A 12,578-nucleotide genomic window follows, 5' to 3' on the forward strand; every position below is an offset into this window, starting at 1 on the left:
AAAAAAATTGAAGTCTCACTCAGAAAGCCATTAATATGTTGAGGGCGGCTTGCTGGGCCGCCCTCAATGTTCTATTTAACTGATTAGCGCATCTATCATTGTCAACAACTGGTTCTTTTCGTAGCCCCGCTGCTGGCAAGCACCGCTGGGGCATACTGATACACAAGCGCCACAGCCTTGGCAAAGTACATCCCGCACCATGGCCACCTTTGTCTTTTCGTCCAGAGCCCGGGCACCATAGGCACAGGCTTCTACACATAGTCCACAGCCTTTACATAGTTCCTCATCTACTTCGGCAGTGATCCCCAGGGATTCTAGGTTTTCCTTAGAAAGTAGCGTTACCGCCCTAACTGCCGCCGCATTGGCCTGACCGATACTTTCTCCAATGGTCTTAGGTCCGTGGGCCAAACCGCAAAGGTATAAACCATCAGCGGCAAAGTCAACGGGACGTAACTTCATATGGGCCTCGGAGAAGAAACCATCGGCATTCAACGGCACCTTAAAGTGCTGGCTCAGCACCTCGTTATCACTGTTCGGTTTAATACCATTGGACAATACCAATAGATCGGCACCGATATTGACCGGCATGCCTAAAACGTGATCAGTTACCTGTACCGTTACTTTATCGCCATCGGCTGACACTTGCGGCTTGTTGTCTACATTATAGCGAATGAAGATAACGCCCTTTTGGCGGGCTTCGGTATAATATTTTTCTTTAAATCCGTAGGTTCTGATGTCCCGGTATAGGATAAAGACTTTAGTCTCGGGATTTTCTTCTTTTAATCTTAAGGCATTTTTAACCGCCTGGGTGCAGCAAATTTTACTGCAGTAGGGTCGATCCTCCTGACGTGAGCCCACACATTGAATCATCACCACAGTATTGGGCTTACCCAGTTGCCCGTTGACCACCCGTTCTTCTAACTCCTGTTGGGTTAATACCGCTTGATGTTGACCGTAGAGATATTCATCCGGCACCACTGCGTCTGCACCGGTGGCAATTACCACCGCACCATGTTCAATTTCGGTGGTGGAATCGTCAGCAAACTTAACCACTGTGCGGTAGTTACCCAGATAACCAGAAACATCCTGCACTGCAGCATTTAACAATATTTGAATTTTGTCATTGCTGTTTACTTCTGCAATTAACTTGTCAACTAATTCTGTTGGCCTATTGCCATTGATAGTATATTGAATGTGCCGGGCGTGACCGCCTAATTCACCGGTTTTTTCCAGTAAGAACACCTCAAAACCTTGTTCAGCCAATGAAAGGGCATTGGTCATACCGGCAACTCCGCCACCAACCACCAGCGCCTTTTGGTTAATGGTAAAGGTCTTGGTCTGTACAGGTTTTAATAACCTAACTTTAGCAACCGTCATTTTCACCAGATCCTTGGCCTTTTCAGTGGCTTTTTCTGGCATTTCCCGGTGCACCCAGGATACCTGTTCCCGAATGTTGGCGTGCTCATACAAATACGGGTTCAATCCGGCCTCCCGCAGGCTGGCTTGGAATAACGGAGCGTGGGTGCGGGGGGTGCAGGATGCCACCACCACTCTATTTAAATCGTGTTCAATAATGGCCTCTTTAATTTTAACGATGTTGTCCTGGGAGCAAGTAAACAGGAATTCTTGGGCATACACCACGTCCTTTAGCGTCTTAGCATATTCCACCACGCTGGACACGTTAACCACACTGCCAATGTTGATACCGCAGTTGCAGACAAATACACCAACCCGCGGCTTTTGACCCTCTACATTTTTTTCCGGTGGGTACTCTTGCACCCGAATCATGCTACCTCGGGCCGGAGCCAACAGTCTGGAGGCATAGGCAGCGGCAGAACTGGCGTCCACAGCGGTATCTGGAATATCCTTGGGCTCACAGAAAGCACCACTGACAAATACCCCATCTCTGGTGGTACAACCGGGGTCAAACTCATCGGTTTTACAAAAACCAAATTCATTCAGTTCGATATGGGCAGCCTCAGCCAACTGGGCCGCATCACTATTGGGGTTGAAACCAACGGATAGAACCACCATATCAAACCGCTCGGTATTAATGGTACCATCTTCATTGGCATAGCGAATAATTAAGTCATTGCTGCCATCGCTGGCCTGGGTAACTTCATATATTCTGGAACGTACAAATCTTACGCCCTGTTGGTTTCTGGCTCGGTCATAGTAACGCTCAAAGTCTTTACCATGGGTACGCATATCCATGAAAAAGATGGTGGTATCCAGCGGTTGACTACTGTGTTCCTTAGCGATAACCGCTTCCTTAATGGCATACATACAGCAAACGGAAGAACAGTAACCATGGCACTCTTTTTCGTTACGGGAACCAACGCATTGTATCCAGGCAATTTTTTCTGGTTCTTTATGATCGGACGGACGCACCATATGTCCCTTATATGGCCCAGAGGCCGATAATATCCGCTCAAATTGCATACTGGTTAACACATTGGGGAAACGGCCATAGCCATAGTAGTCCAAATTACTGGGGTCATAAGTTTCGTAACCTGGATTTAAGATAACCGCCCCCACCTCAAGCTCAATGTCTTCATCTTGCATATCATGATTGATGGCTTTAGCTACACAGGCATCAACACACTGTAAGCATTCAGAACATACGGCGCAGTTCAAGCAACGTTCGGCCTCTTTTTGGGCTTCTTCAGCAGTGTACCCCAATGCCACTTCTTCAAAGTTAGTGGCCCTTTGCTCTGCCGGCGCATAACTCATGGCCATCGGTGCTTCTCTTACAACCTCTCCGGGTTGTTGACGCAGCGGGGCAATTTTTTCTTCGGGAATTTTAAATTCTCGGTTTGCTTTTAAATCTTCCCCTTGAATATAGCGGTGGATACTCTCTGCAGCCCGTTTACCGGCCCCAACAGCGTCAATTAATAACCGGGGACCACTTTGGGCATCACCGCCGGCAAAAACCCCAGCAACATTAGTGGCCATAGTATCTGGATCTGCCAGCAAACGGTTGCCCCGCTCGTTGGTCAACGGCATATCCTCAACAAATGATAAATCCGGGGTTTGGCCAATGGCCACAATAACACTATCTATACCAGTAATGGTGCCCTTGTTGTCGCCATATGTGGGTGCAAACCGACCCTTTTCATCAAATAGCGCAGTTACGTTAACGGTATTGACTTCTTTTACCTTACCTTTAGCACCAATAATTTTTTCTACGCCGGTGGCATAGTGGAAAACTATACCTTCTTCAATGGCCTCTTGAATTTCCTCCGGTGAAGCTGGCAATTTACCTTCGGCCTCTAAACTGAGGACATCGACTTCACAACCTAAGCGCCGGGATACTCTGGCAGCGTCCATGGCTACGTTGCCGCCACCAACCACCAGCACCTTTTTGCCCAGCTCTACCTTTTCACCCAGGTTCACTTGGCGTAACATATCCACCGCACTGATCACGCCGTTTAAATCGGCTCCGGGCACTTGTAAGTTAAAACCTTTATGGGCTCCCACCGCCAAGAAGACTGCTTTATATCCCTCATCCATTAAGCCTTTAATGGTGATATCTTTACCCAAGGCAGTATTTGTCTTAATTTCAACACCCAGTTTTTTAATTAAATCAACTTCTAATTCAATCCACTTTCTGGGCAGACGATATTCCGGAATACCCACTCTCATCATACCGCCCACAACCGGCAGCTTTTCAAATATAGTCACTTGATAGCCGTTTCTGGCTAAAAAATTGGCTGCTGATAAACCAGCGGGGCCACCACCAATAACCGCCACCTTTTCTTCCCGTTGTGCCGTTGGCTCCGGCAGCGGCAGTGAATCTAAATTTTCGTAGGCGATATCAGCGGCTAACCGCTTTAATTTCTGGATTTGCACCGGCTCATCAATATCTTTGCGGTTACAAGCCGATTGACAGGGATGGGCGCATACGCGACCACAGATGGCCGGTAGCGGCATATCTTGATAGATCATCTTCCAAGCGTCGACAAATTTGCCAGACTTAATTAATTGTACATAACCCTGCACATTAATACCTGCGGGGCAAGCTGCTCTACAGGGAGCCACCCCTTTCTTTTCCACCGCAAAGGCATTTGGTGTCGCCTGGGCGTATAACTTATATATGGCTTTACGATCTGCCAATTCGCCATTAAATTGATCCTTTAAACTAACCGGACAAACGTTGGCACATTCACCACAACCTGTACATTTAGTCAAATCAACATAGCGTGCGGCTTTATGTAGCTTTACTTTAAAATTACCTGGCTCCCCAGCAATATCCACCACCTCGGTACCGGCCAAAATATCAATGTCCTTATGTCTGCCGGTATCCACCAGCTTTGGAGACATGATACACATCGCACAGTCATTGGTGGGGAAAGTTTTATCCAAACGAGCCATCACACCACCAATAGCTGGTTTCTTCTCCACTAGATAAACCCGGTAACCTGACTCCGCCAGATCCAATGAAGATTGCATGCCGGAAATACCGCCTCCCACAACCATCACCGATCCAACCATCTCTTTGTTGGTCTTATGTTCACTCATTAACCAACTAACCCCCTTCCGTACCTATACATTTGTTACCTTTTGCACAAGTGCTTACAAAAAAAGATTGCTTTGCTACTTATTGACTATTCAAAAAAAATTATACCCCTATTATGCCACCTTTATTATACACTATAATTTCGCAGATGTTATATTTAAATTAATCTTACCATATGTATCAGCGAAAATCAAAACAGTTTTGTGCCGAATTATGTCGAAAGTGTCAATTGTTAGTAAAAAGATTTATGCATATAATAAAAATCCATTATGCTATTAGTGGTCGTGACGAAAAGGACAACTTAATTATAACCTAATAGTGTGCAAAATAAAATCGTCTCAAAAAAATTTGAGACGATTTTTTACCACTGTTTACTTATGTTTCACTGCACATTTTTTACAGTTACCGCTACATTTCATTGCTTCCAATAAAGAGGCGTTGCAGCGGGGACAGCGGAAATTATCTAGTTCGTTTATTTTATAACCACATTGGGGACAAGTAATAACGCCGCATTCTTTTTGCTCTGCCATAAAACTCACCTTCTTTTATGGATTGGTGGCAGGAGAATTTTTCTTTAGCAATCGGCATCCCAATACCACCAGCGCCACTGCGGTGACTATAATTGCAATAATCGGTGCCACCTGTGAACCTTGACCAAAAATATTTGACAATTGAGCCACAATACCACCGACCAAAAATGCAACCAGCAATGAACCCAGCCACATAATGGCTGCTTCTCCCTTGCTGCGCTCTTTAAACAGTATCAGAATGGATGCAATACAAGGCACAAACAGTGTAATGGTAATTAAAGCTATTACCGTTTGCATAGGCATCAATGTTAGTTCGGAAAGACCAGCGGCACCAAAGTCACGTCTGACTATGCCCATAACAAAGGCGGTAGATGCTTCTGCCGGCAAATTCAGCCAACCAACGGTCAGTGGTGCCAGCAATTCTTGTAATGCTTTAAGAATACCGCTAACTTGAAAACTACTGATTAGAAACGCACCCAATGCAAACAGCGGAAACGCTTCTTTTATAAACTGATAAGATTTAATGGCAGTCTTTTTAACCACGTTATCAATCCGAGGTAATCTCAACACTGGTAAATCTATCAATAAATCTGTAGACTTCCCCGGTAGCATATGATGCAGTAGTGTACCTGCAACCACCAGTACACTGAAAATAACCACTACATATAGCAACACATATCCTGCTCCGATCCCTGCCAGCATGCCGGCAATTACACCCAACTGAGCAGAACAGGGAATGGTTAAAGCCAATAGAAAAATAGCAATTCTTCTTTCTCTGTCAGAACCCAAAAGTCTGGTCACAATGGTAGCCATGGTCACACAACCAAAGCCTAAGATTAGCGGAATAATAGCCCGACCATTTAAACCAATACTGCTGAGCACCCTATCGGTTAAAGCGGCAATCCTTGGCAAATACCCCGAATCCTCAAATAACGAGAGGAAGAAATAAAACCCTGCCACCAGAGGTAGTAATAACCCCAGCACATAGGTAAAGGTCATGGTCAAAACGCCAAATTCACCAATTAAAATTGCACCTAATACCGATTCTTCGGCAACAAATTGACTGACCAAACCGCGTATCGCCGGTTCATAAATTCCTTGCATAATGGATTCTTCGGTAATACCGACAATGGTACCGGCCACAAAGATGCCAATCACTTTATACATGATATACAGCACTACCGCCAACATTGGAATGCCCGTTATCGGTTTAATCATTAAACGGCTAAGCTTAGCGGCAAAGGACCTTTCTTTACCCTCTTCCTTTACCACATGCCGCACTAAGTCATTTACCCGCTGACGCCGGTTAATATAAATTTCTTCCTGACCACTGCCGGGTTCAATGCCATGCCGTTCCGAAACAGCAGCGTCACCTTCCAACACCAATAGCGCCTCGCCCTGATTGCCCACCCGATTGAGCATCAGATCCAATTGGCCTTGTAATTTAGCATCTATCTGCCCAGGCCGGGCGTTAAAAATATTGTTTTTAACGGTATCCAGCCCTATTTTTTTAACTGCCACAGTGGTAAACACCGGCACTCCCAGTAAATCTGAGAGCAGGTCTACGTCAATTTTAATCCCCTGTTTTTCCGCCTCATCGATCATGTTTAATGCCACTATCACCGGCACTCCGGTATCAATGATCTGTTGCGTGAGAAATAAATCTCGCTCTAAGTGGACAGCATTCACCACGTTGACCACAATATCAGCCGCCAAAATTACGTCACGGGCCACTCGCTCCTCATCATTAAATGATGATATTCCGTATACCCCTGGGGTATCAACAATTACATGATCCCCCATCCTGCCATGGGATATTTCTAACGTCGTTCCTGGGTAATTAGAAACATCCACATACATACCTGTGAAATAGTTAAAGAATACAGACTTACCAGCATTGGGGTTGCCAGCTAGAACTATCTTCTTTGCATTTTCTGGAACTTCTATATGCATTCCCATTTGATGACAGTGTCCCATATAATTTCCCCCTACTCAACAATAATGCGGCCTGCTAACCTCCGGCCCAAAGCTATTTGTTGACGATTTTTGCGCAGAATAATTGGTCCTGCCGGCACGATTTCATCACAAGCCACCACTTCTCCCTCGGCAATACCAAAGCGAATGGCTTGGGCACGAACACTTTCATCCGGTATTGATACTATACGGAATAATTGACCCCGTTTTACTTGATCCATTGTCATAATATCTCCCCCTGTCAATCGATGTTGATAATCATTTTCACAATTAACGAAAAAATATATGCCCTTGGGGCAATATTGAAAATCATTTTCATTAGCTAGTTAAATTATAGTCCGTAGCTAGGGATTTGTCAACACATCAATTTATTTGTAATTATTAAAGTCAAAAACCTCACCGGCAATGCCAGTGAGGTTTTTAAGCATTATTTTCCTATTTGATATGTTTCTCCTTTTACTTGAACACTTCTTTCTGCCTTCAGGTGCTGGAGATAACGATTTGTTTCCGCCACCACCACACCAGATAAGCCCAACAAAGCAATTAAGTTAGGAATGGCCATCAGCCCATTAACTATATCCGCCAATAGCCAAATGGCATCCAATTTCAAAAATGCACCGGTGGCCACTAAGCCAATAAAGATAATGCGATAGGGCATAATTGCTTTTACGCCAAACAAGTATTCACAGCAACGCTCACCATAATAATTCCAACCTAAAATAGTGGTGAAGGCAAATAACGCCAGACCTACGGTAAGTAAAATCGGCCCAACAACCGGGAATCCAGCCGCCATCGCCTCTTGGGTCATGGCCGCTCCGGCAGCATCACTTTGCCAAGCCCCGGTCACCACCAAAGTTAGGCCAGTCATTGTACAAATAATGATGGTATCGATAAAGGTACCGGTCATTGATACAAAACCTTGTTCTGCGGGCCATTTGGTTTTTGCCGCGGCCGCCGCAATTGGCGCACTACCTAAACCAGATTCATTGGAGAATACCCCCCTGGCCACACCATTACGGATAGCCATCATTACCGTAGCTCCTAAAAAGCCACCTGCTGCTGCGGTACCGGTAAAGGCACTGGTAATCACCAAGTTTATAGCTTCGGGCAGTGCATTGGCATGGACAATTAACACCCCTAGGCAAATTAAAACATAGAATACAGCCATAAAGGGCACCACCTTAGTGGCAACAGTGGCAATCCGTTTTAAACCGCCAATGGTAACCAATGCCACCAACAGCGTCAACACCCCTGCGGTAACATAAACCGGAATTCCTAAAGTCAATTCCACCGAAGAAACAATGGCGTTAACTTGGGGGAAGGTACCAATACCAAAAAAGGCCACCAGTATGCCACTGGCCGCAAACATCACTGCCAACGGGCGATACTTTTTCCCCAAACCCTTTTCTATATAATACATCGGACCACCGGATATTTGTCCGTTGGCATCCACCGACCGATATTTTACCGCTAATAAACATTCAGCATATTTAGTGGCCATACCGAAAAAGGCTGCCACCCACATCCAAAACACCGCTCCGGGCCCCCCAGCAGCAACGGCAGTGGCCACACCTACTATGTTTCCCGTTCCCACTGTGGCGGACAAAGCAGTACAAAGGGCACCAAAACTACTGACATCACCAGATCCTTCGTTTTTGGCTCTAACTATTAATTTTAACGCCAACGGCAACCGAAAGACCTGCAACAGCTTTAGCCTCACGGTCAATAAAACACCAGTGCCCACCAATAAAATCAGCAGTGGTGGCCCCCAAATGAAACCGTCAATTTTGTCCAACATTGTCATCCAATCCATAATTCCATCTCCTTTTAAAATAAAAAAAATCAAATCACAAAATGATTTGACTCTGGGAAAGACGGAGCAGTTTATACAGCAATAATAATTGCAACAAATGTAAGCCAGTTAATTAACTGACTAAACCGCTTCTCTTCCTCTGTCCTTTTGCCTGAGAGATTGAACAGCGTTAACGCTGCCTTGCACCTTCGGCGCCCTGTTTAAACAGGGACTCTCCAGAGTCCTGTCAACTTATGGTTCTCACTTATTACTAAGCACCTGAGAGTTTAACTCCTTCGGTGGGCCAATAACGGCCGCTCTCCCATAAGCGTCATTCAGATCATGCTATGTAATTGTACGAAAGTTATTATAAGTCTTAGAAGTGCAAAGTGCAACCCACCCCCAAGTAGTTATTATATTTTTGCAATTCAGAATTAATAATTGCTAATTAAAAAAACCGCAGTTCCCTTTACTTTAGGAACTGCGGTTTCAATTATTGGTGCGCCTGGCAAGAATCGAACTTGCGCACCCGGCTCCGGAGGCCGGTGCTCTATCCACTGAGCTACAGGCGCAAAAGCGTTACTAAAATATTATAGCTAACTCTTTAACAAAAATCAAGGATAAATACCACAGTAATTAATTATAAACGCAATTTAAACTCCCGTCAACATCTAAAACATGAATTTTAATGTAAATAAGGGCTTTTTTGCGGGTTGTTACTTTTGGTTGTTACCAATTAAAATGTTGTAACTGTTGCTAAAATGCCAAATCGCTGGGAATTTTCAGCGAGCGGGGGATTTTTTTTGGGGTGAATCCACTTAACTGGTAGGGTGCCCTCTACCCGAACCCGTCAACTAACCTCGCCGGCCGAAGGAGGAAATGCAATTGATTAAAAAGTTAATATCCCTGTTTTGTATAGGGGCGTTATTGACCATCACATTTGCTGGTTTTATGCCAGCAAGCGCGGGTACCTATACTGTAGCGCCAGGTGACTCACTAAATTCCATCAGCACTAAGTATGGCACAACGGTACATAAATTGATGGAACTTAACCAACTAACCACCACCGTTCTAGATCCTGGCTATCAACTTAAAGTACCGGACCCAAACAACAACTTAAACCAAACTGCAAAAAAGCACACCGTTGTATCGGGAGACACCCTTTATGATATTGCAATAAAATACAACACCACTGTCCAAGCATTGGCCGCTGCCAACAAACTTTCAGGTACAACGATTCATCCGGGCCAAGTATTAACGATCCCTGGCAATCACACTGTGGCCAGCAGATCTGCAACCAACCGTCCCATTGCCTACACTGACCAAGAGCTGGATTTGCTAGCCCGTTTAATTGCTGCCGAAGCTAGAAATGAATCCAGGGAGGCCCAGGTGGGTGTGGGAGCGGTGGTAGTTAATCGAGTACTAAGCCCCAAGTTTCCCAGTACCATTAAAGATGTAATTTACCAACCTAATCAGTTTGGTCCGGCCCGCACTGGGAAAATTAATAATGCTGCACCACAAAGCTGTATCACTGCTGCTAAAGAGGCATTAAACGGTGTCGACACCACCAATGGGGCGCTTTTCTTCTTTGATACCGGTACAACAAATAGCTATTTACGTTCACTGCCGGTGGCGACTCAACATGGAAACTTGATATTTAGTTATGACAAATAAAGCTGGGGTTAATCCTCAGCTTTTTTCAATTGCACCAGATAGGGTAAATGATCTGAACCTCTGCTGTTTATTACCTTAGCCAAGGCTACTTGCCATTGCCCTTTGGCAAAAATATAGTCAATCTGTTTCTGGGGATTGGTTGCGGGATAAGTGGGTATATCAGCCCCATTCTGGGGCAGGCAATTAAACATGCCCCCAGAGAGCAACAAACTTACTGCTTTTCCCGTCACCTCTTCATTAAAGTCGCCAGTTAAAATCACTGGCCCCTCAACGGTCGCCAGCACCTCGTTTATAGCAGCCACCTGGGCTATGCGCTCTTCAGCATTTAAGGTTAAGTGGGTGGTAAAAAAGTTTATTATCAAATTATCCTTCTCAATTACCACCTTTAACAATCCCCTTTTTTCTCCTGTCCCTGGTAAGGGGTAGTTATGGACAGCTATAATTGGGTAGCGAGATAGTATTGCCGTGCCATAGGCAGCCAACCGTGACCACCCTACATTGGCCCCAAAAGCATAACTCATGCCACACAAATTGGCTAAGCTTTTTGCTTGATTGATTAAACCGCTGCGGGGTAAAAACCTGTCCACCTCTTGTATACCGCAAATCTCGGCTTTAGATGTTAAAATATTCCAAGCAATCCTTTCCAAAGACACCTTGTTATCCAGGCCTAAACCATGCCTTATATTATGTGTCAGCACTCTTAATGAAACCGACATAACAATAATCCCTCCTAATATTATTGTTATGCATCACAGGGGTTTTTCAACCTAAAAATATTACCAAGGTATAGGCCCTTGCTCATCATCCAAATTTGCCAACACATCCCCCAACACTTGGCCGGAAGATTCCCTTAATACCAAATCCGCCCGATCATCCCAAGGGGTGGGGTCATGGTTAATTATTACCAACCGCCTAGCAAACTGTGGCAAATTGGCCACGGGGTAAACCTGCAAGCTGCTACCCACCACCAGCAATAGCTGACAACCGGACATCACCTTTTCTGCTGTGGCATAATCCTTTGGCATAGCGTCACCAAACAGTACCACATCGGGCCGCAAAACACCGCCACAATGGCAGATATAACCACTTTCCAGTTGACTAAAAGCATACCCCCGGCCACATTTAAAACAGCGACAAGTTCTTAAATGACCATGCACCTCCCATACCCGTTTGGATCCGGCACGTTGGTGCAACCCATCAATATTCTGTGTAATTACCCCCAACAACCACCCCATCTTTTCCAGTTGAGCCAGACCATAATGGGTGGCATTGGGCTGCGCCTCTATACAACGTCGCCACCATTGCATATTTAATTGATAAAATTTTGCCGGATCTCTTTTTAAGGCATTGAGGCTGGCCACTTCTTCTGGGTTGTACTTTTGCCACAGACCTTTTTTTTGACTGCGAAAATCAGGAATACCGCTTTCAGTACTGGCCCCGGCCCCTGTTAGCACAAGGGTTTTGTTTGAAATTTTTACCAAGCTAACCAAATGCTCAATTTTCTCTCGGTAATTCAAAATCAATTCTCCTTTTTAAAATTATTATTATCAAACAGGATTTTTATTTATTAAGAAGAACTTATAATTATGCATAATTTTATAGCAAAGAAGGCGATAAATATGGCGATATTATACCGCAAAGCAAAGATTTCAGACATTGAATCAATTCACCGGTTGATAACCCAGTACGCTAACCAAAATCAAATGCTTGCCCGCTCACGGTCGTCTCTCTACGAAGGGGTGAGGGAATTCACCGTTGCCGAGCATAATGGCCTTGTGATTGGCACCGGTTCGTTGCACATCATTTGGGATGACCTGGCGGAGATCAGATCACTGGCAGTGGCTCCCCAATACGTCAAGCAAGGCATTGGCCGCCAGCTAATTAACTTATTTTTGCAAGAAGCTAGGGAATTAGAAATTGATCGGGTCTTTGCCCTGACCTATCAACCTGGTTTTTTTCAGCGCTGCAATTTTAGTACCATAGCTAAAGAACAGCTGCCCCAGAAGGTTTGGAAGGAGTGTGTAAACTGTCCGTTGTTTCCCAATTGCAATGAGACAGCGGTGATCATTAACCTATAATTATTAAACCC

The 12,578-nt window shown here is 44.9% G+C and carries 9 protein-coding genes, 1 tRNA gene and 3 riboswitches; of the genes, 2 read left to right on the top strand and 8 right to left on the bottom strand.

What is annotated here, in order from left to right:
- Positions 1-75: 75 nt before the first annotated feature.
- The 6 genes from V6C27_00800 to V6C27_00825 all read right to left on the bottom strand — a co-directional run bounded on the left by V6C27_00800 (position 76) and on the right by V6C27_00825 (position 9,387).
- Positions 76-4,521 (bottom strand): FAD-dependent oxidoreductase, encoded by a 4,446-nt coding sequence (locus V6C27_00800; protein MEG6614964.1) that lies wholly within the window; start codon positions 4,519-4,521, stop codon positions 76-78.
- 369 nt (positions 4,522-4,890) lie between these two features.
- The gene (locus V6C27_00805) at positions 4,891-5,049 is read right to left on the bottom strand and encodes a hypothetical protein (protein MEG6614965.1); all 159 of its coding nucleotides are present in this window, start codon (positions 5,047-5,049) and stop codon (positions 4,891-4,893) included.
- A 15-nt stretch (positions 5,050-5,064) separates the two neighbouring features.
- Positions 5,065-7,026 carry a ferrous iron transport protein B gene (gene feoB / locus V6C27_00810; GenBank protein MEG6614966.1) on the bottom strand — a complete coding sequence of 654 codons (1,962 nt, stop codon included), beginning with the start codon at positions 7,024-7,026 and terminating at the stop codon, positions 5,065-5,067.
- Between the two features lie 11 nt (positions 7,027-7,037).
- Positions 7,038-7,250, bottom strand: a complete 213-nt coding sequence (locus tag V6C27_00815; GenBank protein ID MEG6614967.1) for a FeoA family protein — start codon at positions 7,248-7,250, stop codon at positions 7,038-7,040.
- A gap of 200 nt (positions 7,251-7,450) precedes the next feature.
- The gene (locus V6C27_00820) at positions 7,451-8,836 is read right to left on the bottom strand and encodes a sodium:alanine symporter family protein (protein ID MEG6614968.1); all 1,386 of its coding nucleotides are present in this window, start codon (positions 8,834-8,836) and stop codon (positions 7,451-7,453) included.
- 129 nt (positions 8,837-8,965) lie between these two features.
- A riboswitch (glycine riboswitch) is annotated at positions 8,966-9,065 on the bottom strand.
- Positions 9,066-9,150: riboswitch (glycine riboswitch) on the bottom strand. It lies immediately after the preceding riboswitch.
- A 162-nt stretch (positions 9,151-9,312) separates the two neighbouring features.
- A tRNA-Arg gene (locus tag V6C27_00825) sits at positions 9,313-9,387 on the bottom strand.
- Positions 9,388-9,567: 180 nt separating this feature from the next.
- A riboswitch (cyclic di-AMP (ydaO/yuaA leader) is annotated at positions 9,568-9,698 on the top strand.
- Between the two features lie 2 nt (positions 9,699-9,700).
- Between V6C27_00825 and V6C27_00830 the strand changes: the two genes are divergently transcribed.
- The gene (locus V6C27_00830) at positions 9,701-10,489 is read left to right on the top strand and encodes a LysM peptidoglycan-binding domain-containing protein (GenBank protein MEG6614969.1); all 789 of its coding nucleotides are present in this window, start codon (positions 9,701-9,703) and stop codon (positions 10,487-10,489) included.
- Positions 10,490-10,497: 8 nt separating this feature from the next.
- Here the strand turns inward: V6C27_00830 and V6C27_00835 are convergent, their stop codons facing one another.
- Positions 10,498-11,205 carry an endonuclease/exonuclease/phosphatase family protein gene (locus V6C27_00835; protein MEG6614970.1) on the bottom strand — a complete coding sequence of 236 codons (708 nt, stop codon included), beginning with the start codon at positions 11,203-11,205 and terminating at the stop codon, positions 10,498-10,500.
- A gap of 60 nt (positions 11,206-11,265) precedes the next feature.
- Positions 11,266-12,006: an NAD-dependent deacylase gene (locus V6C27_00840; protein MEG6614971.1), complete on the bottom strand. Its 741-nt coding sequence runs from the start codon at positions 12,004-12,006 to the stop codon at positions 11,266-11,268.
- Positions 12,007-12,114: 108 nt separating this feature from the next.
- Between V6C27_00840 and V6C27_00845 the strand changes: the two genes are divergently transcribed.
- Entirely contained in the window at positions 12,115-12,567 is a 453-nt protein-coding gene (locus tag V6C27_00845; GenBank protein MEG6614972.1) for an N-acetyltransferase, read from the top strand.
- Positions 12,568-12,578: the final 11 nt, after the last annotated feature.

This window comes from Peptococcaceae bacterium 1198_IL3148 (genome assembly GCA_036763105.1).
Taxonomy (GTDB): domain Bacteria; phylum Bacillota; class Desulfotomaculia; order Desulfotomaculales; family Desulfohalotomaculaceae; genus JBAIYS01.